General features: G+C 65.5%; 17 protein-coding genes. 10 read left to right on the forward strand and 7 right to left on the reverse strand.

The window, feature by feature from the left end; all coding sequences use genetic code 11:
• Positions 1-44: 44 nt before the first annotated feature.
• Positions 45-689: an acetyltransferase gene (locus IE224_RS06480; RefSeq protein ID WP_191308877.1), complete on the reverse strand. Its 645-nt coding sequence runs from the start codon at positions 687-689 to the stop codon at positions 45-47.
• A 220-nt stretch (positions 690-909) separates the two neighbouring features.
• Here IE224_RS06480 and IE224_RS06485 point away from each other — a divergent pair, with 220 nt between their 5' ends.
• Positions 910-1,671 (forward strand): response regulator transcription factor, encoded by a 762-nt coding sequence (locus IE224_RS06485; RefSeq protein WP_229849271.1) that lies wholly within the window; start codon positions 910-912, stop codon positions 1,669-1,671.
• Between the two features lie 13 nt (positions 1,672-1,684).
• Here the strand turns inward: IE224_RS06485 and IE224_RS06490 are convergent, their stop codons facing one another.
• The 5 genes from IE224_RS06490 to IE224_RS06510 form a co-directional block, all read right to left on the reverse strand.
• Positions 1,685-3,121 (reverse strand): oligosaccharide flippase family protein, encoded by a 1,437-nt coding sequence (locus tag IE224_RS06490; RefSeq protein WP_191308879.1) that lies wholly within the window; start codon positions 3,119-3,121, stop codon positions 1,685-1,687.
• Between the two features lie 23 nt (positions 3,122-3,144).
• On the reverse strand, positions 3,145-4,926 hold the full coding sequence (locus IE224_RS06495; RefSeq protein WP_191308881.1) for a glycosyltransferase: 1,782 nt from the start codon (positions 4,924-4,926) through the stop codon (positions 3,145-3,147).
• Positions 4,923-5,990, reverse strand: coding sequence for a UDP-glucuronic acid decarboxylase family protein (locus tag IE224_RS06500; protein WP_167622924.1), 1,068 nt, complete (start codon positions 5,988-5,990; stop codon positions 4,923-4,925). The genes IE224_RS06495 and IE224_RS06500 overlap by 4 nt, the downstream gene beginning before the upstream one ends.
• A 52-nt stretch (positions 5,991-6,042) precedes the next feature.
• On the reverse strand, positions 6,043-7,389 hold the full coding sequence (locus IE224_RS06505) for a sugar transferase (protein ID WP_191308883.1): 1,347 nt from the start codon (positions 7,387-7,389) through the stop codon (positions 6,043-6,045).
• Positions 7,390-7,589: 200 nt separating this feature from the next.
• The gene (locus tag IE224_RS06510) at positions 7,590-8,876 is read right to left on the reverse strand and encodes an O-antigen ligase family protein (protein WP_191308885.1); all 1,287 of its coding nucleotides are present in this window, start codon (positions 8,874-8,876) and stop codon (positions 7,590-7,592) included.
• A 217-nt stretch (positions 8,877-9,093) separates the two neighbouring features.
• Between IE224_RS06510 and IE224_RS06515 the strand changes: the two genes are divergently transcribed.
• The 9 genes from IE224_RS06515 (at position 9,094) to IE224_RS06555 (ending at position 21,172) form a co-directional block, all read left to right on the forward strand.
• Positions 9,094-10,269, forward strand: coding sequence for a polysaccharide biosynthesis/export family protein (locus IE224_RS06515; RefSeq protein ID WP_191308887.1), 1,176 nt, complete (start codon positions 9,094-9,096; stop codon positions 10,267-10,269).
• Positions 10,266-11,213 carry a glycosyltransferase family 2 protein gene (locus tag IE224_RS06520; protein ID WP_191308889.1) on the forward strand — a complete coding sequence of 316 codons (948 nt, stop codon included), beginning with the start codon at positions 10,266-10,268 and terminating at the stop codon, positions 11,211-11,213. Before IE224_RS06515 ends, IE224_RS06520 begins: the two co-directional genes overlap by 4 nt.
• Positions 11,210-12,337: a glycosyltransferase family 4 protein gene (locus IE224_RS06525; RefSeq protein WP_191308891.1), complete on the forward strand. Its 1,128-nt coding sequence runs from the start codon at positions 11,210-11,212 to the stop codon at positions 12,335-12,337. The genes IE224_RS06520 and IE224_RS06525 overlap by 4 nt, the downstream gene beginning before the upstream one ends.
• Before the next feature lie 76 nt (positions 12,338-12,413).
• Entirely contained in the window at positions 12,414-13,529 is a 1,116-nt protein-coding gene (locus IE224_RS06530) for a glycosyltransferase family 4 protein (RefSeq protein ID WP_191308893.1), read from the forward strand.
• Complete coding sequence (locus IE224_RS06535; RefSeq protein WP_191308895.1) at positions 13,526-15,664, forward strand: GumC family protein; 2,139 nt, start codon at positions 13,526-13,528, stop codon at positions 15,662-15,664. Before IE224_RS06530 ends, IE224_RS06535 begins: the two co-directional genes overlap by 4 nt.
• Positions 15,665-15,714: 50 nt before the next feature.
• Positions 15,715-16,833 (forward strand): GDP-mannose 4,6-dehydratase, encoded by a 1,119-nt coding sequence (gmd, locus tag IE224_RS06540; RefSeq protein ID WP_167622932.1) that lies wholly within the window; start codon positions 15,715-15,717, stop codon positions 16,831-16,833.
• Positions 16,834-16,851: 18 nt separating this feature from the next.
• On the forward strand, positions 16,852-17,823 hold the full coding sequence (locus tag IE224_RS06545) for a GDP-L-fucose synthase family protein (RefSeq protein ID WP_191308897.1): 972 nt from the start codon (positions 16,852-16,854) through the stop codon (positions 17,821-17,823).
• A gap of 43 nt (positions 17,824-17,866) precedes the next feature.
• Positions 17,867-18,673, forward strand: coding sequence for a WecB/TagA/CpsF family glycosyltransferase (locus IE224_RS06550; protein WP_191308898.1), 807 nt, complete (start codon positions 17,867-17,869; stop codon positions 18,671-18,673).
• 450 nt (positions 18,674-19,123) lie between these two features.
• Positions 19,124-21,172 (forward strand): DUF4082 domain-containing protein, encoded by a 2,049-nt coding sequence (locus IE224_RS06555; RefSeq protein WP_191308901.1) that lies wholly within the window; start codon positions 19,124-19,126, stop codon positions 21,170-21,172.
• 92 nt (positions 21,173-21,264) lie between these two features.
• Here the strand turns inward: IE224_RS06555 and IE224_RS06560 are convergent, their stop codons facing one another.
• Positions 21,265-22,062 (reverse strand): Crp/Fnr family transcriptional regulator, encoded by a 798-nt coding sequence (locus tag IE224_RS06560; RefSeq protein WP_167622936.1) that lies wholly within the window; start codon positions 22,060-22,062, stop codon positions 21,265-21,267.
• Positions 22,063-22,165: the final 103 nt, after the last annotated feature.

A 22,165-nucleotide genomic window follows, 5' to 3' on the forward strand; every position in this document is an offset into this window, starting at 1 on the left:
AATTCTCTGCTGAAAGTTATTCTGCAATAAAACTACGAAGCAAATTATTCCGCAGGCTGGGCTGCATTCCGTAAAACACGGGCGGGATTTCCCGCGACCACCGCGCCGGGGGCCACATCGCGCACGACGACCGAGCCCATGCCCACCACCGCACCCTCGCCGATGCTGACGCCATCGCGGATGCAGGCGCCGCTGCCGATATAGCAGTCCGGCCCGACGGTCACGCCGCCTGCCATGATGACGCCCGCGCCGACTATCGAGTAGTCGCCGATGCGGACGTCGTGGTGGATGATCGCACGGGGCATCACCAGGACATGGTGCCCCAGCAAGGCATTCGACGTCAGCAGCGCACCATCATAGAGGACGACCCCCTGCCCCAGCTCCGCCATTGCCGAAACCTTGGCGGACTGGTGGATGAAGCGGGCGAATCGCTTTTGCGGCAGACCCGTCCTCTTGATGATGTCCTTGCGCGCCCTGATGCTGCGCACCGACCCCACCAGGCAGAGAAAGCTGGCGCCCGGATATTTTCTCGCTCCGGTAAAATCGACAATTCGGATTCCCCTGAAAAGTGTGCCTTTCAACTGCGGGCCTTCATCCAGAATGGCGGGCACTACCGCAACGGCAGTCAGGGCTTCAAAGATCTCTACCAGATTGCCGCTCAGGCCTATTGGGATGATTGACGGGCGCATGGTTAAACTCCGTATGTCTATATAATTTCGGACCAGATCTTATCCGCCGTCAACGCAAGCCGTTAACTTTTCCGCGATCCTGAGTTTGTCCGATTGTCCATTATGCCGTGGCCGATCGCCAAAGTTTCCCAATCCTTCCGGGATTTGGGAATCCTGATCGCCTGCAGGGCGGTTAAACATCGGACGTGTGAGTGGTGAAAGTTTTTCATGGGAGACTATCGTGGCCAACACGCTGACGAGGGCTTTTGACAATACCGCCAAGGGCGGTCCTGCGACCGCCGCCCTGAAGATCGCGCCTGCCCCTGGCTGGACGATCAGCATGATCTCGCAACATGCCATCGAACTCGAGATGCTGTCGTCGCTGCTTGGCAGCGTTTTCGCCGATGCGGAAATCCGCAGCTATCAATCGCCCGAGGAATGGCGAAGGGCAGTCCATGATCCTTACGGCAACGAGACCGTGATCTACCACATCGGCGATGGCCGTCTGGCCGACAAGGCGGTCAAGGACGCGCTGCGTGCCTTCATCGCGCAGGCGGGAGACAGGCGCGTTGTCGTGATGTCCCGCGACAGCGACCTGATGGCGACCTGCGATGCGGTGGAATGCGGTGCATCGGGCTATATCCCGCCAAGCGTGGGCGTGGACGAACTGATCGCCGCTCTGCGTGGATCGTCCTCGAAAAGCGTGGTCCTGCCCCGCAAGAGCGTCGAGGCCCTCTGCGCGGCGCTGAGCGAGGCGCTGCAACAGCGGCCCGGGCTTGAAACCTATTTCACCGAGCGCCAGCTTTGCGTGGCCAAGGCCCTGCGGAAGGGTTCGGCAAACAAGATCATCGCGCATGAACTTGGCCTGTGCGAAAGCACCGTCAAGGTTCACATCCGCAGCATCATGCGCAAGCTGAACGCGACCAACCGGACCCAGGCGGCCGCCCGGCTGAACGACCTGGCGAACGGTGTCGGAGAACTGGAGCTGCATCCCGATCATTGACTGGCCCCGGCGGTCACGCACGAAGACCTCGTGGCTGCCGGCGCAGACGCGCGACCAACCGCATCACCTCGGTCGACAGGGGGCTTTGCATCGCAACCACGGCGGCGGCCCAGCAAGGCAAGGTCGCCAGCCCCGCCGCGACAAGGCCAAACAGAGTGGGACCTGTCGTTGCAAGCATCAGCAGGCTTGGCGCCATGGCCGCGATGGACAGGACGGCACTGCGGCCCATGCCCTGCAGAAGCGCGGCCCAGTCGAACTCCAGCCGGCGGCGGACGACCCAGAGCGTCATGACGGCCTGCATCGGGTTCAGCAGAAGCAGGCTAAGCGCCACTGCCGTCATGCCGTTCAGCGCAGCCACGCCGATGATCCCGACGGTCAAGGGAAAAAGGACAAGCTGAAGCACCGCATTGTCACGGACGGCCCCGGTCGCCACAAGGGCGGGAAAGGTCATGGGCACCGGGAACAGCGCCATCCCCGCAATGGCCACGATCCTCAGAAGCGGGATCACGTCCAGCCACTGCGGCCCAAGCAGCAGATGCACCAGCGGATCGGCCAGCAGCGCCAGGCAGGCCAGCAACGGCCATTGCACGGACGAGATCATCTCGAGCGCGGTGAGATATCCCTTGGCCAGCGGCGTGGACTGCCGCGCCTGGCGGGAAAACTCGGCGAAGATGACCGGCTGCACCGCGCCGATGATCATCCGGTCGGGCAATTGCGTCAGGGCAAGCGCCCGATAGAAATGCCCAAGCGCATCAAGCCCCATCAGCCGTCCCAGCAACAGCCGCGGCACCTGTTCCGACATCAGGCCGACAAGGGTGACCATGCTGGTCCAGCCCCCGAAGGCCAGGATCTGACGCCAATGTGCCAGCGATGGACGGAAGCTGTCCCATTGCGGCCGTACCAGCATGGCCCCGCCCGCACTGACACAGGCCGCAGCGACGGATCCCCAGCTGAGCGACTGCGGCCCCAGCCCCCCCGCCGCCAGGGCAACCGTGACAACGGCCCCGGCGCTGCCGGACGCGATCCCGATGGCTGCAAGCTGCCCGAAGGCCATGTCCCGGCGCAGCAGGGCGATGCGGATCGCGCTGACCGGGGCAAAGACAAAGCCCAGCGACGCGATCCGTATCAGCGGCGCCAGGTCCGGGGTGCCGTAAAGCCTTGCCGCAGGCTCGGCCAGCACCCACAATCCCGTGCCAAGCAAGGCGGACAGCATCGTAACAAGCGTAAAGGCGCCGCGCAGGAAATCGGGCGTCAGCCGGTGTTCCCGGACAATGCAGCTTGTGACCCCGAAATCGCGGAAGGTTTCGACAAGGATCACGCCCGCGCTTGCCACAAGGAAAAGGCCCACCTCGGCCGGCGTCAGCAGGCGCGAGACAAGCACCATCAGCAGCACCGCAAGCAGCGCGGCATAACCTTTCTCAAAGAACGCGAAGACCAGGGAACGGCGCAATCACAACACCCACATTGGCGGAATCAAGGTCGCGATTCGTGGCGCGTTCGACTGCCATGAATCCGTAGGGCCATGCGCCGTGCCAGCCGGCGCCCGGAGGGGGGCAGCAGCTTGCGCCCCAATGCATCGCGAAGCGCGATCAGATAGCCAAAGCCCGGCGCGGGCGGCAGGCGCGGGCGCAGAGTGCCCACCGGCATGATCCGCAACAGCCGGTCCAAAGCCACCAGGGACCGCTGCCCGACCCTGACCGGATGCCGCCCGGAACCTTCGCCGCGCCGGGCCATGAATGCGGCGAGCTCCCGGTCGATGGCCTGGGTCATCGCGGGGGTGGTCGGATGGATGCTGCCCGATCCGATGCTTGCACCGACGACGGCCCGGTCGTCGTCGCTTGCCACCTGGTCAAGGACGCCCTTGACGCGGGCCAGACCGGCATGGCCTGCGGAAGGATAGCGATACCGCAGGGCAATGGCCTCGGCCTCTCGCCCGGATGCCATCAGCGCAAGAAGGCACAGCGCCCATTCCGCCGGGTCCGGCCGCGACGCACCATATTCGGTGATCGTCACGCGGATCAGGGCCGAAAGCCTGCGGAATGCCTCGTCGGGCCGGTTCTCGGCAAGATCGCAAAGCGCCAGGCCAAGCTTCGCCTCGGGAAGATAGGGCACATAGGCCAGGGCGGCCTCGAACTGCTGGCGGGCACGGGCAAGTTCGTTCTTCGCCAGGTGACCATGCGCCTTCTGCAGGGCCAGCCGGTCAAGGCCCGTTGCGGGCAGATGCCCATGATGGCGCGCCGATGCGACCGCAACCGCCTTCAACGGCGCAAAGGGCCCCGGCTGGACGATCCGCTGCCCGGATCCAAGCGTCTGGTGCAGGTCGAACCAGTCGCGGATCTGGCGGCGGTGATGCAGGGTATGGCGACCGGCGACCAGCGTATGACCGGCGCGGGTGATCCGCAGCATCCGCTCGGGATCGGCCATCAGCGCGTCGATCTTTTCGACCACGTCCGAAGGCGTCGCGAAGACGCAGTTCTCGCCGTCGCGGAAGCCCGCCGCCTCCAGCACGGGGGTGCGTTCGGTCACCAGAAGGCAGCCCGCCCCCGGGATCTCAAGGTGCTTGCGGACAAGCTCGTGGCCCATCGTGCCGCAACTGGGCGATACCCAGCTTGCACTCAGCGCATCGGCATAGGCCTGCCCCGCCAGCAGGCGCCGCGCCCCGGCGTCCTCGTAGCGGAAGGCCGGGGTGATCAGGCTGGGATAATGCTGCGCCAGCGTCTGGTAAACGGCGCTGCGCCAGGGATAGAGCGGTCCGCTTTGCCCCGTCAGCATGACGGGAATGACCTTTGCCTGGCCGCGAAACCGGAACATGTCGGGGTCGATGAAATTGGGCCAGACGAAGATCCGGTCGGCCTGATCGGGCATATAGGCCGGGGTGGCGGTGCCGATCGCGAAGGCCGTCTCGACCCCCCAGTCGTCCATGTCCGCCCAGAACCCCGCGCGGCGGTCGCACCACGGATCGCCATTATGCAGGCCCAGCCGGGGAATCCCGGGATGGGCCCTGGTATTGTCGATGCGGATGCGCCGCGAGCCGTGGCTGCGATAGCCTGCCTCGAACAGAACCAGATCCGGCTGATGGCGGTCGCAAACCTGGTCGAAGTCGCAGTCGTGCGAAATCACGGTCACGTCGAAGAACTGCGCCAGGCACTTGACATGCAGGTTCATCTGCAAGGTCAGAAAGCCCGAGGCCGCCTTGTTCGGGGCATGGTCCCACTGGAAGAACAGCAGGCGGGGCCTGGGCGAAAGGCTGTTCATGGCAGGCCGAACTGTCCAAGGCCGTTGACGTGATCGCCTGCGGGAACAGGCGTTGCCGCAGCGGCCGGAACGATGATCGCCTCCTTTGGCCGTGGCTCCGCGACCTGCCGATCCCTGCCGCGGGACAGCAGGTTCTCGAAATAGGCGATTGTATGCGAGAGGCCCTCCCGCAGCTGGATCCGGGGCGTCCAGCCCAGATACTGGGTGGCCCTGGAGATGTCGGGCTTGCGCTGGACAGGATCATCCGTCGGCAAGGGCCGATGGTCGATCCGCGACGGCGATCCGGTCAGTTCGATCACCAGATCGGCCAGTTCGCGAATGGTGAATTCGGCCGGGTTGCCCAGGTTCATCGGCATGGGCGCATCGCTTGGCGCGTTCATCAGCAGCCGGAAGCCTGCGATCAGGTCATCGACATAGCAGAAGGAACGGGTCTGGGTTCCGGCGCCATAGATCGTGATCGGCTCGCCCCTCAGGGCCTGCACGATGAAATTGGACACCACCCGCCCGTCATGGCTGCTCATCCTGGGGCCATAGGTGTTGAAGATGCGGGCCATCCGGATGTCCAGGCCAAGATGCCGCTTGTAGTCGAAGAACAGCGTTTCGGCGCAACGCTTGCCTTCGTCATAGCAGGAACGGGGACCGATGGTGTTGACATTGCCCCAATAGGATTCGGGCTGGGGATGGACCAGCGGGTCGCCATAGATTTCGCTGGTCGAGGCCTGGAAGATGCGCGACTTGGTCCGCCGCGCCAGCCCCAGCATGTGGATGGCGCCCAGGACATTGGTCTTCACCGTCTTGACCGGATCGGTCTGATAGTGGATCGGCGAGGCTGGCGAAGCCAGGTTCCAGATTTCGTCCACCTCGACATAAAGCGGGACCGTCACGTCGTGGCGCATGACCTCGAAGCGCGGATTGTCCTGGAGATGCAGGATGTTCCGGCGCGATCCGGTCTGGAAGTTGTCGACGCATAGAACGTCGTGCCCGTCGTTCAGCAAGCTTTCGCACAGGAACGATCCCAGGAACCCCGAGCCTCCGGTGACCAATATGCGTTTGGATGCAGGCATCTTTATCCTCGGCTCTTGTTGTGGTCGGTGATGATCGGCGGCCGGGCAAGGCCTAGAAGGCCCCGCCCCGCCCAAGCACGGCGCTGAAGGTTCGCAGGAAGATCGACAGGTCGCCCCAAAGGCTGCGGCCCGAGATGTAGAAGTCGTCCAGTTGCTGCTGCACGCCCAGGTCCGCGTCCCCGCGTTCCGATATCTGCCACAGCCCGGTCAGGCCGGGGGTGACCGTGGCCCTTCTGGCGCGGAAATCGGCAGGCATCGCGGACAGATGGTAATCGGGAAAGGGCCGCGGTCCGACCAGGCTCATCTCGCCGCGAAGGATGTTCAGCAGTTGCGGCAATTCGTCGAGGCTGCTGGTGCGAAGGAACGGCCCGATGACCGGCAGAACCCGGGGATCGTGGCGCAGCTTGAAGTGGGTTTCCCATTCCTCGCGGATCGCGGGATCCGTCTCGATCAGGCGGGCCAGCATCCGGTCGGCGTCAAGATACATGGTCCGCAGCTTCAGCATCGCGAAGGGGCGTCCGTCACGCCCGTCGCGGTGCTGGACATGGAAGGCTGGTCCGGGATCGACCATCCGGACCGCCAGGGCGGCCAGGGCCACGATGGGCAGCGCCACGATGCCGACGGGAATGACGACGGCCAGGTCGATCCCGCGCTTGATCCATCGCGATATTCCGTCCCGACGGGCCAGCGTGATCTGGGTGCCGATCGCGCCGTCCTGCCAGGCAGGATGGATGCCTGTCATTGTCGTGCGCGGCAGATCATGGACCAGGACGACCTGGGAATAGGTCCGGGCAAGCCGTTCAAGCTGTTCCGGGCTTGGTGCCGCCGCATCGGCCCACAGGACCTTGACGGCCCGGCTGTCGGGATCAGGGTCAAGGCCCGTGTCGGGATTGGCGTGAAGCCAGCTTCGCAAGCCCGCGACCCTTGCCGGATCGCCGGCAAGGTGAACCGCCTCGCCCCAGTGGCCCGACCGCCGGAGGATCGTCCGAAGGATGCGACCGCAGACGGCTTGGGCGATGGCAAGGGCAAGAAAGGCCAGAACAAAGCGCGTGATCTCGTCCGTGTGAGGGTCGGCAAGGACCAGGGCGCTGATCAGGGCGATGCAAAGGCTGGCAAACCAGGCCTGGACCGCCTTGCGCAGCCGCGCTTCGGGGTGAAGGCCGAAGCCGGGCAGCGACCCGAAGGCCCAAAGGCAGGCCAGGAACGCGCCGCCAGCCAACAGGATCATCCGGCCCTCGGTGCCTGCCCCCGCTGCAAATGCGGAAGCGGCTGCGCCGCTGGTCAGCGCGACGATGCAGAGTGAGCGCGCAACCGCACTGCGGTCGCGGCGGGTTCGGTGAACGCGCATGTCGTGGAACACGGCGTTCGACATGGTCTTGACATCTGGCAGGGCTGTCATCGGATGGGGTGCCTGACTGGAAACGGATACGGGCAACAGGAAACTTGTGAAAGACAGGGCGCGGGTCGGACCGGCATCTGCCTATGCCCACCGTGGCGGGAGGTCCGTTCTCTGCAAAGCTGGCTTTATGGTCGTCCAAATCGCAAAAGGAGTACGAGAAGCGCGCGTCCAGGCTGATTCCAACCACCGTTAGGTCAGGGTCAGATCGCCGTTGCGACAATGCAGGCCGGTTCCGGCACCGGATGCCGCAAGGCCGCATGGCGGCACGAGATGCTGATGACCGAGGCCGAATAAAGCAGCCACAACAGGTCGTTCTGCTTCAGGAAGATGCTTTCCGACAGGTTGAGGATCAGCGAAATGCAGACGATCAGCACCGGCAGGATCCAGCCTTCGCCCGGGGCCATGCTGCACAGGGTGACGCCCTGGGCAACGGCACGGAAGGTCAGCGCGATCAACAGCAGCAGTCCGACCGAGCCAAGGCCCAGCATGGTTTCCCGATAGCCGTTATGGGCATTGGGCGCCTGCCAGCCCTGCGATTCCCAGATGCTCCAGACCGCCGGATTGCCCTCGGTCCAGAAGACACCATAGCCATGCCCCAGAAGCGGGTGGCGCGAAATCTCGGCGTCGATCATGCTCCACAGCGGCACCCTGCCCGTCAGGGTCGGATCCTTCCCAAGCGCCTCGAGCAGGGGACCGAATCCGACCGCCAGCAAAAGGGCAAGAAGCGGGATCAGCAGGATCAGCCCCAGCACCACGGCCAGCCGCGTCCTGCCCTGCAACCGGGCCACCAGAAGCACTACGCGGGACACGACCACCGCGGCGAAGGCGGCAAACAGGCTGGTGACCGAGGTCGACAACAGCAGGGCGGCCAGGCCCGCGACCAGCAGCAAAAGCCCCGTCCTGCGCATCCGGGCCGAGACATCAAGCCGCGCCGCAATCCCAAGAACCACCGTCAGGCAGGCCACCCAGCCCAGCACGTTCTTGTGCAGGAAAACGCCGCGCAGCGCCCCGTCCTCGGGCATCAGCGCCCGGCCCGGCAGAACAGCCATCGCAACCAGGCTGAGAAAGGTCGCCCCGCCCAGGACCCAGGCCAGGACGACAAGCTGCTGCCGGGGGGTGAAGCGCGTGGCAAAGACAAAGGCCACCGCCATCGACAGGGTCAGCGCCACGGCACGGCGAAGGGTGATCGATGGACCGATGGACCAAAGGATCGAGGCCAGCGGCAGCAGGATCAGGGTCATCAGCAGGACATTGTGCTGCACGCCCCGCAGGACCGCAGCGGGGCGCAGGGCCACCAGCCCCAGGCCGATGACATAGCTGGGCGCCGCGATCATGCGCAGCTTGGCGCGGGCAGCCTCGGTCAGGCTGCCGTCGGCTTGCGACAGCAAAAGGGGAAACACCGCACCGGACAAAAGCAGCATGGCCACGAAGATGCCAAGCAGTTCGATGCGACGCAGAAGCCGGGCATAGGATTTGGTTTGGGGCACCGTCAGGCCCTCGTGCAGCCACCACGCCATTCCACACGGTTGCCCGCCCGACGGAAACGCAGCCTTTTGACGAACCCGATACCCTTCCGGGGAAGAAGACGGGATCGGTCTCGCCGGATGGACCATGCAAGGCGGCCCGCTTGTGCGAAAGGATCCGTTCCGCCGCCCCGCCTCTCGCCCGATCCTTACCCCATGGGTCCAACGCAGGAGCGATGTGGTGCGGAGCTTTTCTGGATCGGCGGGGACAAGGCGGACATACCGCGCCGCGCTGTTCGCGCTGTGCCTGGGATGTTGCCCGATGGCGGCTATGGCCCAGGTTCAGCCGGGCGACACCCTGCGCGTCGAGGTCTTCGACGCCCCCGAGTTTTCGCGCGAAGGCATGGTGGGGCAGGATGGGGCCATCGCCCTGCCCCTGGTGGGGCGGATCGCGGTGGCGGGCATGGACCTCGAGGCTGCGGGCCGGGCAATCGAGGGGGCGCTGAAATCCCAAGGGTTGCTGACCACGCCCCGGCTGATCGTCGAGATTGCGGTGCATCGCCCCGTCTATGTTGGCGGCAGCGTCCGCGAACCCGGGATGATCGCCTTTGTCCCCGGCCTGACGGCGCGGCAGGCGATCATCGCGGCCGGCGGGATGGGCACGCCGGGCGATACCGATGCCGAGAAGGCCCTGTCCTCGGTCGCGCGTCGGGAAGCCGTGGTCTTCGAACTGTCGCAGCTTACCGAACGCATTGCCCGGCTAGAAGCCGAGATTGGCGACGGCACCGGCAATGCACAGGACATCGGGGCGGAGGCCGCCTTTCTGCAGGACCGGCTGGATCGCCGGGAACAGCGCGAACTGCATACCAACCAGCTGCTGACCCTGATCAAGTTCGAAATCGACACGCTGGATCGCCAGTCGGTGCTTCACGAGGCAGAAGCCGCCCTGCAGCAATCCGACATCGAAGATGCCCGGTCCCTGGTCCAGCGCGGCCTGGCGCCCAGGACCCGGCTTCAGGAACTGCTTCGCCAGATGTCCGAACTGAACCGCGACCAGCTTGAAAACCGGGCCTATCACGCCCGCGCCCAGCAGGGTGCCGAGACCGCCCGCTATGCGCTTGCCGATGCCATCGCAGCCGAGCGCGAGGCGGCGCGGACCGACCTGGCGGCCGCCAAGGCCTCGCGCGCCTATCTTCTGGCGGAATTGAAGGAACTGGACCTGCAGATCCTGCCCCTGCGCATGAACCTGCAAGGATCCCGCGCGGCCAGCCCCCAGGCCCGGATCCAGGTTCACAGATCCTCGGGCGGCGAGACCCGGATGATCGAGCCTTCGCTGGATGCCCCGCTGGAGCCGGGCGATGTCCTGGAGGTCAGCCTGGTCCTTTCCGATCCCATGACCATCGAGCCCGGCCAATGACGGTTCATCCGCAGATCAGCGTTGTCATCAACAACTACAACTACGGCCGCTACCTGCCCGACGCCATCGATTCAGCCCTTGCCCAACGCGATGTGCAGGCCGAAGTCGTTGTTGTCGACGACGGCTCTACCGACGATTCCCGGCATGTCATCAGCGCCTATGGCGACCGGATCCGTGCGGTGTTCCAGAAGAATGGCGGGCAGGCTGCCGCCCTGAACGCCGGCGTCGCGACGGCCACCGCCCCGCTGCTGGCCTTTCTGGACGCGGATGACTGGTGGCAGCCCGGCAAGCTTGCCGCCGTTGTCGCCGCCTTTGGTCGTGCGCCGGATGCCGGCCTTGTCTATCACCGCCTGCAGCCCACCCACCTGGACGGAAGCAAGGCCTTCGCCGCGATCCCGCGGTCGCTGTGCCGGGGCGACCTGTCGCGGATGCTTGTGGCAAGCGGCGGATGCTGGCCCTTTCCGATGACCTCGTCCCTCAGCGTCAGGCGGTCGGTATGGGACCGGGCGGGCAACATTCCGGCCGGCTTCCGCATCTCGGCGGATGCCTGGATCACGGGCGTGCTGCCCTTCCTGGCACCCGTGGTGGCGCTTCCCGACGCCTTGGGCGCTTACCGCATCCATGACAATGCCTGGTACCGCAGCAGCCCGGACGATGCGATGCTGGCCCGGCGCATTTCCCATTGGGAAGAAACCGTCCGGGTCACCAACATCTTCCTGGCTGCCCAGGGCCGCCCCGAGCGACTGGATGTCGCGGATCATTTCGAACGTGCCATGGCGCTGGCGCGGCTGGATCATCCCAAGGCACCCGGCCGGCTTGCCCTGTTCATGCACGCCCTGCGCGACGCAGGAGAGCCGCATCCGCTGAGGCGTTTGCGCACGGCGCTGCGCATCATGGCTGCCGCCCGTGGCGCAGCGGGACAGGCCGAGGTGGGCACATCATGAGGGTCACCCTGATTTCGTCCGAGCCGGTGGATTACACCATCGCCTTCGCCAATGGCCTTGCGCCCCATGCCTCGGTGCAGGCCATCCTTCCGGTCTCGCGCTATGATCGGTTGCGCCAATGGTTCGATCACCGGGTCCAGCTTCACCTTGTGGACTGGCCCCGCACCCGCAGCCCGCTCAATCCCTTTTTCCTTGCAGGGCTGACGCGCAGGATCGGCCGCACATGCCCAGACGTCGTTCATCTTCTCAGCAACACGACGCTGTGGCTGAACGCCGCCGCGCCCTTCTGGCCCTGGCCCCTGGTGACGACGGTGCATGACGTGACGGTGCATCCGGGTGACCGGGACACGGCGCGCCTGCCGTCCTGGGCGTCGGGGATGATGGCAAGGCAGTCGGACCATCTGGTCGTTCATGGCGAACAGCTGCGCCAGGCGGCAGCGACGCAGTTTCGCAAGGATCCGCATCGGGTCCATGTCCTGCCCCATCCTGCGATCGACCGCTATGCCCGGCTGGCGGCCCGGCTGGGCCTGTCCAGAAACGCCCCGACCGGGCAGTTCACGGTGCTGCTTTTCGGCCGGATCTATGCCTACAAGGGCCTGCAAACCTTGCTGCGGGCCGAACGGCTGCTGCGGGACAAGCTGCCGGGCCTGCGCATCGTCATTGCCGGGCGCGGCGACGACCCCTGGTCCCTGGCGTCCGAGATGGGCGACACCAGCCGCTACGACATCCGTCGCGGCTTTGTCGAGGACCACGCGGTCGCACAACTGTTCACCGATGCGGACCTGGTGGTCCTGCCCTATGACGAAGCCTCGCAAAGCGGCGTGCTGCATCTTGCGGGATCCTTCGCCAAACCCGTCGTCGTCACCGATGTCGGGGAACTGGCTGCCACCGTCAATCCGGTCGGAATGGGCATTGTCGTCCCGCCCAAGGATCCCGCCGCACTGGCCGATGCCCTGCTGCGCCTGGCGCGCGATCCCGACCTGCGCCTTGCCATGGGCGCGCGCGCCCATGACTGGAGCGTGGGGCCGAACTCTCCCTGCACCATCGGCGCACATGCAATGACCATCTACAACGATTCGGTCATCCCTTCGGCTCAACCCTGGCCGAAAGGAGGCATCGCGTGACCTCGCATCGCAGTTGCCCCAAATCGGCATCAGCGTCGTGATGGAGGGGCATGGTTCCAGCCCGAAGTTTCCAGCAATGTCGTTCCATCAACCACACCACCGCCAGAAGATTCCCGTTATCCGCCACCACGTCGCGGGCGGCACGGAACATGGCGGCGGCATCGGCCGGCTGGTCAGCTATGTCCTTGCGACGGATGGGGGGCGCCTTCGCCACAGCGTCTGCGACACGCGCGGCAGCAAATGGCGCCCCTTGGGTTCCAGCTTCAGGCTTGTCGCGGCGATGATGGCGATGGCCTTGTCCGCGTCCGCCACCGTCCAGCATCTGCATATCGCGGGCCGGGGCAGCACGCTGCGCAAGCTGATCCTGGGATGCTGGGCCAACATGCTGGGCCGACCCTATGTCCTGCACCTGCATGACTACGATTACGCCGCCGACCTGGATCGCCGTCCGGCGTGGCAGCAAAGGGCGATCGGGCGGCTTTTCACAAGGGCGGCCCAGGTCATCGTGCTGGGCCAGCGCGACGCGGCAACCGTGACCTGCAGGCTGGGGGTCGATCCCTCGCGGGTGGTGGTCCTGCGCAACTGCGTTCCCGATCCCGGCCGGCGGCAACGCCAGGGCTCTGCCGGAACACGCATCCTGTTCCTCGGCCGCCTCAGCGCGCGCAAGGGCGTGCCGGAACTGGTCGAGGCCCTGGCCCGGCCCGAGCTGCGGGACAAGCCCTGGACTGCGGTGCTGGCCGGCGACGGCGAAGTGGACGAAACGCGCCGGGCCCTCGCCCGGCTGGGCCTGTCGGACAAGGTGCGCCTTCCCGGCTGGGTCGACGCCGCGGCGGCACAGAAGCTGCGCGACGAGTCCGACATCCTTGTGCTGCCTTCCCATGCCGAAGGCTTCGCGATGTCCGTCCTTGAAGGTCTGGCGCAGGGCATGGCGGTCGTCACCACCCGCGTCGGTGCCCATGACGAGGTGCTGGAGGACGAGGTGAACTGCCTGCTTGTTCCACCCGGCGACGTGACGGCCCTGGCCGCGGCGCTGCGGCGCCTGATCGACGACGAAGGCCTGCGCAGCCGCCTGGGGCAGGCAGCCCGCCGGCTTTATGAAACCGACTTCAGCATGACCAGATACCTGCACCGGCTCGAAGCACTGGATGCCAAGGCCATTCCTCAACCCCCCTTGTTCGGGAAGCTGCCATGACCGGGATCGTCAAGCTGCCCTTCCCCCAGCCCGTCGAGATGGGCGCGCCATCGCAGATGCCCGAGGCCGACGGCACGGATGTCTGGCTTGCGGCATGGCGGATGATCCGCCGCCGCCTGTGGCTGATCGCATCCCTCGTGACCCTGATCTGCCTGCTGGCGCTTCCGGCGATCCTGGCCTTGCCCAAGCTGTACCATGCCGAATCCAGGGTGATGGTCACGGCCTCTCCCGCCCTTGCCCTGGCCGCCGAGGACGGCCGCGCCGTCCCGCCGCCCACGCTGGATACCGAGATCGAGCGGATGCTTTCCAACGAGGTGATCGACCAGGTCATCGCGGACCTGAAGATCGCCACCTTGCCCGAGTTCGATCCCGAGCCGGGCGCTCCCGCCCTGCTGCAGCGTCTGGACGCAATGGCCGTTGCCTGGGGCATCAGGCCCGCCCGCCCTGCAGCCGAGACGGTGCAAGGCGGAGGCCCCGCCGAGGAGGTTGCGCTGCGCCAGCGTTTCCGCGACAGGCTGACGGTGGCGCGCCAGGGTTCCGGCACCGTTGTCACCATCGGCTTCACGTCGCGCGATCCCCGGCTTGCCCAGGATGTTCCGACGGCCCTGCTGGATGCCTATCGCAGCCAGTCCCGCTTGCGGCATCAAGAGGACGTCCGGCAGGCCGGTCTTTGGATGAGTGCCGGGATCGAGGCGGGCCGCGCCCGCATGGCGGAAGATCGCGCCGCGTTGGACGACTTCATGGAAAACTCCGGCCTGGCCGAGGAAGAGGCCGAGATACAGCGCCGGCTGGCGCTGATCGAGACGCGCCAAAGCGATCTGGAACAAGAGCGGTTCTTGACCCGCGCCGAGATGCAGTCGGTCGCGGCAGCCATAGCGGATCGGGGGCTGAGCGCCACCGACGAACCCGAACCCCTGCAGCGCCTGCGGTGGGAACTGGCCCAGGAACGCCGCGAGATGAACAGGCTGAGCCAGATCTATGGGGATCGGTCGACGCAGGTCACCGAGAAGGTCCAGCGCGTCACCGCGATCGAGACGATGATCGGCGATGAATTGCAGGCCCGCCTTCAGGTTCTGCGGCAGCGGGCCGAGGTCCAGGATGGCCAGGCCCGCCAGTTGGCCCAGGACGCTGACGGGGTGCGGATGGACCTGGCGGCGGCGCGGACGGCGGCCCCGGTCGCGCAATCCCTGACAGAGACGCTGCAGCGCCAGCAGCAGGCCCTGTCGCGGATGGAAGATCGCTACGACGCGCTGATGGCGCAGGGCAACGTCGTGCCGGTGGTGCTGGATGTCCTGCATCCCTCGACGCTGCTAAAGGGGACGGTCGGCCCGTCGCGCAAGCTTTTGCTGGCCGCCACCGCCGTCGGTGGCCTGTTCCTTGCCCTGTTCGCCGCGGCAGTGGTCGAGATGCGCGACACGACGGTAAGGGGCCACGAACAGCTGGCACTGGCGACGCGGCACGTGCCGGTCGGCCTGTGGCCGCGCTTTGCCCAGCCGGAACGCCAGGGTCTGCCTGCGGCAATTGCAAAGCGCCAGTCGAACCGGGGCACGGACAGGCTGCGGGATGCGATCCTGATGCTGGAATGTGCGAATGGAGGACGCTTTCCCAAGATCCTGACCGTCACCGCGCCGGATCCCGGGGACATGGCGGATCCCGTCGCCGAATGGCTGGCCCTGGAGCTGGCCGCACAGGGTCGCAAGGTCCGGCTGGTCAAGGCCAGGGGCGGCGAGGCACCGGGGACGACCCCAGCAGCCCCCCTGTTGCTGGGCGCCGCATCCGCCTCCGAGCCAGAACGCGTCCTGCTGTCCGACCCCGCCTGGCGCGACGAAGGCGATGGCCTTGCGCTTCCGCGCAGGCTGGTCCAGCAGGCGCAGCGCGAGGACGTGCTGACCATCATCGATGCGCCCCCGATCCTGTCCGGCAGCGGGCTGCGCACGGCCCGCGAGGGCGGGGAAGTCCTGCTGGTGCTGCGTTGGGGTCATAGCCGCCGCAAGGCCGCCGAACTTGCCTCGGCCCTTCTGGCGCGCATCGGCGCGACCCAGGTCCATACCCTCATCACCAATGTCGATCAGCGCCGCCACCGCCTTTACGGCTTCCAGGACCGGCTGAGCCTGTCGTCGCAGGCCCGCAGCTGAGACCTGCCCCAACCATCCACCATCCGCTACAGAAAAGGGAGAGATTGATTGTGAAACGCGCCCTCATCACCGGGATCACCGGGCAGGATGGATCCTATCTGGCCGAGTTCTTGCTGTCGAAAGGCTACGAGGTCCATGGGATCAAGCGCCGGGCATCACAGTTCAACACCCAGCGGATCGACCACATCTACGAAGATCCGCACGAGCCGCGGGTCCGGCTTCGGCTGCATCATGGCGACCTGTCGGATGCTTCAAACCTGACGCGGATCGTGGGCGAGGTGCAGCCCGACGAAATCTATAACCTGGGCGCGCAAAGCCATGTCGGCGTCAGCTTCGAGGCGCCAGAATATTCGGGCGACATCGACGCGCTTGGCACCCTTCGCCTTCTCGAGGCGATCCGCCTGCTGGGGCTTCAGGATCGGACGCGGTTCTACCAGGCCTCGAGTTCAGAACTGTTCGGCCTGGTCCAGGAAACCCCGCAGCGCGAAACAACGCCCTTCTATCCGCGCAGCCCCTATGCGGTCGCCAAGCTTTACAGCTATTGGATCACCGTGAACTATCGCGAGGCGCATGGCCTGTTTGCCTGCAACGGCATCCTGTTCAACCACGAAAGCCCCCGGCGCGGGGAAACCTTTGTCACGCGCAAGATCACCCGCGGCTTGGCCCGCGTCGCGCAGGGGCTGGAACCATGCCTTTACCTGGGGAACCTGGATGCCCTGCGCGACTGGGGTCACGCCCGCGACTATGTCCGCGCGCAATGGATGATGTTGCAGCAGGACGCGCCCGAGGATTTCGTCATCGCCACGGGCCAGCAGAACTCGGTCCGCGAGTTCCTGGTCTGGACCGCGACCGAGCTGGGCATCACCCTGGCCTTCGAAGGCTCCGGCGTCGATGAGACTGCGCGGGTCGTCGCTGTGTCGGGCAATGCCGCGCCGGCGCTTCGGCCGGGCCAGGTCATCATGCGGATCGATCCCCGATTCTTCCGTCCCGCCGAGGTCGAGACCCTGCTGGGCGATGCCAGCCGCGCGCGGACGCGATTGGGATGGCGTCCCGAGACCACCGCCCGAGAGATGTGCGCCGAAATGGTCGCAGCCGACCTTCTGGATGCGCGCCAGCAGGTCCGGCTGAGGCAGGACGACATGCCCGCTGCCGTTGCCGCTGGTCTTTAGCCCCACACGGAGAAGCACATGACACGGATCTTTGTTGCAGGGCATCGCGGGATGGTCGGAAGCGCCATCCTGCGGGCTCTGGAAAAGCGTCGCGCCGACGGCCAGCCGATCACCTTGCTGACCCGCGACAGGGCGCAACTGGATCTTTCGGACCAACGCCAGGTGGGGGCATTCCTGCGCGAGGCGCAGCCTGACGTGGTCATTCTTGCGGCTGCAAAGGTCGGCGGGATCCATGCCAATGCCACCTACCCGGCCCAGTTCCTCCAGCAGAACCTTGCCATTGCGACAACGGTGATCCACGCGGCGCATCAGGCCGGGGTCCAGCGGATCCTGCAACTGGGATCATCCTGCATCTATCCCAGGGACACGCACCAGCCCATTGCCGAGCATCAGCTTCTGACCGGCCCGCTGGAGCCCACGAACGAGGCCTATGCCATTGCCAAGATCGCGGCGATCAAGCTGTGCGAAAGCTACAACCGCGAATACGGCCGCGACTACCGGTCGCTCATGCCCTGCAACCTTTACGGGCCGGGCGACAACTTCCATCCCGACAATGCCCATGTCATGCCCGCCCTGATGCTGCGCTGCCACGAAGCAAGGATCCGCCAGGATCCGCAGCTGACCGTTTGGGGCACCGGCCTGCCCCGGCGCGAATTCCTGCATGTGGACGACCTGGCGCGTGCGGCGCTGTTCGTCCTGGACCTGCCCGTCTCGGCCTATCGGGCCCATGTCCAGCCGACTGTGTCCCATGTGAACGTCGGCAGCGGCCGCGACATCACGATCCACGACCTGGCGCACATGATCGCGGATGTCACGGGCTACAAGGGCGCGATCCGCATGGATCCGTCCCGCCCCGACGGCACGATGCGCAAGCTGCTGGACATCTCTCGCATCACCGCGATGGGATGGAAGCCCCGCATATCGCTGCAGGACGGGCTGGCCGACACCTACCGCTGGTTCACCGACAACCACGCGCTGATCCGAAGCTAGCACGACCACAGACGATGATCCGACCTTAAGCCCGAGGTGCAGAATGCAGCCCCATCACAAGACCGGCCGACAGGACGAGACCCAGACGATCAACCTGTTGGGGGTGCGGGTTTCCGCCCTGGACCTGCCAATGGCGGTCGAGCGGATCGAAGCCGCCGTCCGCGACAGGCAGCGCGGCTTCGTGTGCATCTGCGGCGCGCACGGGCTTGTCGATTCCCAGTCCGACGCTGTTTTGAAAGACGCCTACAACAAGGCGACGCTTGTCACCCCGGACGGAATGCCCCTTGTCTGGGAACTGCGGCGGCGCGGCTATGGCTGGGCCGGGCGCGTCTATGGGCCGGACCTGATGCTTGAACTGTTCGGGCGCGGGATGCGGCACTATCTTTATGGCGCGACCGAGGACACGTTGCAGCGGCTGACCAGGCGCCTGAAGGCACGCTTTCCCGATGCGCAGATCGTCGGCCACCATGCCCCGCCCTTCCGCCCCCTGACCCCGGATGAGGAGAAGGACGTGGCGGCAAGGATCAACGAGGCCCGGCCCGACATCGTCTGGGTTGGGATCGGCGCGCCAAAGCAGGAACGGTGGATGGCCCAGATGCGCGGCCGCCTTGAAGCGCCGATGCTGATCGGCGTCGGCGCGGCATTCGACTTTCACGCCGGCCTGCAGAAGCAGGCACCGGGATGGATGCAGCGGTCGGGCCTGGAATGGGCCTACCGCCTTCTGTCCGAGCCCCGGCGCCTTTGGCGGCGCTATTGCCGGGTGGTGCCGGGATATCTGTACCTGCTTGCGCTGCAGCGCAGCGGATTGCGAAGGTTTCCCGTCGACGCGACGGCCGGCACCAGGCATTAGGTGGCGCGGATCAGCATTCAGCCCCCGGTGGAAAGCCCTTTGTCATCAGCATCATGGTGCCGAGCAGACAAAATGGCGGCGAACTTGCAGAACAGGCAATGTTTGGCCTTTCGCAGCCCTGCTAAACTATTCCGTTCAGATACAATGTCTTGAAAACATTCCGGTTGGGTCATGTGGAAGCTGTGGATAACACTCGCCGCCGGCATGATGACCGTCTGGCAGATTCCCGCTTGGGGTGATCAGCATGATCCGGCCCATGCCAAAACAAGGATTTGCCGCGAACTGCCTTCATGGTCGGGGACCGTCAGCCGAAATCCGCTCGGCAGCCTGTTGCCGCAGTGCAAAAACCTAAGCCTTTACGGGGATGCGCCAGCAGCGGCAGGCATCCTAAAAGCTTCAGGACAACCCGGAGCCTCCGGGGACGCATCCAGAAGTAAAGGCAAAGAACCCATGGCAACCTATTTTGTCGCTACGAACGGTAGCGATGGCGCAACTGGCAGCGCTTCCCAGCCCTTCCGCACGATCCAGCACGCGCTTGACGCGAGGCTTGCACCAGGCGACGAAATCGTCGTCCGCGCGGGAACCTATAACGAGGCCCTGCACATCAACACGGGCGGGTCGGCCGCCGGTAACGTCACACTGCGCGCCGAGACGCCGGGAAGCGTGACGATCAATCCGCCGTCCAGCGGCTGGAACGGCATCAGCATCAACGACGACTATGTCACGGTGCAGGGCTTCAAGATCAACAACGCCCGGGGCGACGGGATCGAGGCGAACGGCGTCCACCACATCAACGTGCTGGACAACGTCATCCAGGGCAGCGGCGAATCCGGCATCCAGTTCAACCAGTCCGAGTTCATCCGCGTCGAAGGCAACACGACCTTTGACAATGCCTCGGACGGCTGGTTCTCGGGGATCTCGATCTACCAGAACCGCAACATCACCGGCGACACGACGACCGGCGGGTTCCGGACCATCATCCGCGACAACACCTCCTATGGCAACGTCACGAAATCCGGCCAGCATACCGACGGCAACGGGATCATCATCGACGATTTCCAAAGCACCCAGACCGGCGGCCATCCCAGCTATACCTATCCGACACTTGTGGAAAACAACCTGGTCTACCTCAACGGCGGCAAGGGCATCCAGGTCACCTGGAGCGACAATGTCACCGTTCGCGGCAACACGGCCTGGCACAACAACCAGGACAACCAGAACACCGGCACCTGGCGCGGCGAGATCAGCAACTCGCAGTCCAGCGACAACACCTTCGTGAACAACATCGCGGTCGCCGATCCGTCGGTGAACAGGAACAACACCGCGATCGACAACACGTCCTACGGCGGCTACACGAATGACGGCGTGGTCTGGGCCAACAACCTGACCTATGCCGGGACGAACGGCGCGGCATCGGTGCGCACCGACGGCGGCAACAAGGGCCTGTCGGCTGCGGATGGCAACAAGCTTGGCGTGGCGCCGGGCTTTGTCGATGCCGCCAACGGGGACTTCCAGTTGACCAAGGGCTCGGCCGCCATCGACGCGGGCACCTCGGCCTTCGGCCTGGCCCAGCACGATCTGGACGGCGCGGTTCGGGTCAAGGGGACGGTTGACATCGGCGCATTCGAGGCGGGCAGCGGTTCGGCCGAGCCGCAGCCGCAGCCCCAGCCCCAACCTCAGCCCCAGCCCCAGCAGCCTGAGGACGAGCAGAAGCCGTCGCCCGCTCCTGCGCCGCAACCGCAACCGCAACCGCAGCCGCAGCCTGTCGAGCCAAAGCCCGGCCAGGGCAACGACGTGCAAGGACTGTGGGACGACGCCGACACCGCCAAGGTTCGGGCCGATGCCGACAACCGGGCGGTCGAACTGGGGATGAAGTTCACCGCCGACGCCCCCGTCGAGGTCGAAGGCCTGCGGGTCTACATCGCCTCTGAGGCTGCCAACGTGAAATCCGTCAGCCTCTGGTCCGAGGATGGCGATCTGATCGCAAAGGCAAGGGTCAGCGACGTCGAGGGCAAGGGTTGGCAAGAGGTCAGCTTTGACAAGCCCGTCGTGCTGGAGGAAGGCGAAGACTATGTGGCTTCGTATTTCACCAGCAACGGTCGCTATGCAGCCACGTCGAACTATTTCACCGCGGATCGGGATCTGGGCCCGGTATCGGTCGAGGCGAACGCAGGCGTCTATTCCTATTCCGACCGCGGGGGCTTCCCGCAGCAAAGCTTCAAGGGCAGCAACTACTGGGTTGACCTGATGCTGAAGGATGCGGACCAAGCCGCCGCGCAGCAGGACGAGTTCGTCTTTGCCGCCAAAGACAATCAGGATGCGTCCGGCGCGAACCAGGCCGATGACCTGGCCGACCTGGCCCAGGTCGCCGATGCGGATCTTGCGAAGCAGGCACAGGTGGATCACCATCAGTGGGACGCAAGCGCAGCCGACCACGACGGCTTCGACTGGGCCGAGTTCCAGCAGAACTGGCAGGCGACGCTGGACCATGCGGCCTGACAGGCACGCATCAACCCCTGCACACGGGAAGGGCGCCCCGCGCCCTTCTTCTTTTGCGGCATGGCCGGGAATGCCGGCCGCCCCGGCCTGTCTCAGACGGTCTTTGCGCCGATCTGCGTCACCCTTGACCCCCACCTCCATCCATTGTCGGCAAGCTCGCCCTCGCCGCTGTCGCTGGACAGCTTGGCCTCGTCGAACAGCCTTGCCAGATCCCTCACGCGCAGCGTGTCCGGTGTCAGCAAGGCAATGGCGCCGTGTTCGTCAAGCTGGTGCATGACGCGGCTGAGCGTTTCGACCGTCATGTCCAGAAGCGACGCAAGATCACGGCGGGTCAGCAGGATCTGGATATGCTTGTCTTCCGCCGGGCCAGGCTCGCAACAGATCTGGGCAAGAATCCAATAGGCAATGCGCTGCAAGGCGTTGCGCCCCCGCAGCGACAGCGCCGAGAACTGGGCTTCGCGCAACTGTCCCGCAAGCGTGTCCGACAGGCCCAGCAATTGGGTGTTGTCGGAACCACCTGACCGCAGGACGGAATCGGGCGTCAGCCAGCAGATCCCCGCATGGGTCGCTGCCCCCCAGGAAAAGGCGCTCTGGCCCAGCCAGGGATCGCCGACCAACTGGCCTTCATGCAGGATCTGCACGATATAGCTGTCACCATTGCCGCTAGTCATCGACACCTTGACCAGCCCCGATACGATAAGGCCGATCCTGCTGTCGGCATCCCCCTGGGCGATGATCTCGGTCCCGCGCGCATATCGGGCAACGGTTCCGCGTTCGAATGATCCATTGGCTGCGGCAGGTTCCGCCGGGTCGCGGTCGTCATGCCGAAGGGGCGAACGTCCCGAGGGTTGACGCCGCGGCCTGAACGCGTCAGCGGCATCGGGCTTCATCCTGGGTTCCTCCTCTGCTGTCCGTCCGAACCGGAGATCTGCCAAAGAGTGCTTCTTGATCCTGCCTCACCGGTGGAAAAAAACCAAATGTCCATTAGGATAG

This window comes from Paracoccus aerius, assembly GCF_014656455.1.
Taxonomy (GTDB): Bacteria; Pseudomonadota; Alphaproteobacteria; order Rhodobacterales; family Rhodobacteraceae; genus Paracoccus; species Paracoccus aerius.

Coding starts and splice junctions, on each gene's coding strand:
- IE224_RS06545 (WP_191308897.1), top strand. CDS start 16,852: ATGACACGGATCTTTGTTGCAGGGCATCGCGGGATGGTCGGAAGCGCC.
- IE224_RS06560 (WP_167622936.1), bottom strand. CDS start 22,062: ATGAAGCCCGATGCCGCTGACGCGTTCAGGCCGCGGCGTCAACCCTCG.
- IE224_RS06495 (WP_191308881.1), bottom strand. CDS start 4,926: ATGAACAGCCTTTCGCCCAGGCCCCGCCTGCTGTTCTTCCAGTGGGAC.
- IE224_RS06535 (WP_191308895.1), top strand. CDS start 13,526: ATGACCGGGATCGTCAAGCTGCCCTTCCCCCAGCCCGTCGAGATGGGC.
- IE224_RS06520 (WP_191308889.1), top strand. CDS start 10,266: ATGACGGTTCATCCGCAGATCAGCGTTGTCATCAACAACTACAACTAC.
- IE224_RS06500 (WP_167622924.1), bottom strand. CDS start 5,990: ATGCCTGCATCCAAACGCATATTGGTCACCGGAGGCTCGGGGTTCCTG.
- IE224_RS06505 (WP_191308883.1), bottom strand. CDS start 7,389: ATGACAGCCCTGCCAGATGTCAAGACCATGTCGAACGCCGTGTTCCAC.
- IE224_RS06550 (WP_191308898.1), top strand. CDS start 17,867: ATGCAGCCCCATCACAAGACCGGCCGACAGGACGAGACCCAGACGATC.
- IE224_RS06480 (WP_191308877.1), bottom strand. CDS start 689: ATGCGCCCGTCAATCATCCCAATAGGCCTGAGCGGCAATCTGGTAGAG.
- IE224_RS06525 (WP_191308891.1), top strand. CDS start 11,210: ATGAGGGTCACCCTGATTTCGTCCGAGCCGGTGGATTACACCATCGCC.
- IE224_RS06555 (WP_191308901.1), top strand. CDS start 19,124: ATGGCAACCTATTTTGTCGCTACGAACGGTAGCGATGGCGCAACTGGC.
- IE224_RS06530 (WP_191308893.1), top strand. CDS start 12,414: ATGTCGTTCCATCAACCACACCACCGCCAGAAGATTCCCGTTATCCGC.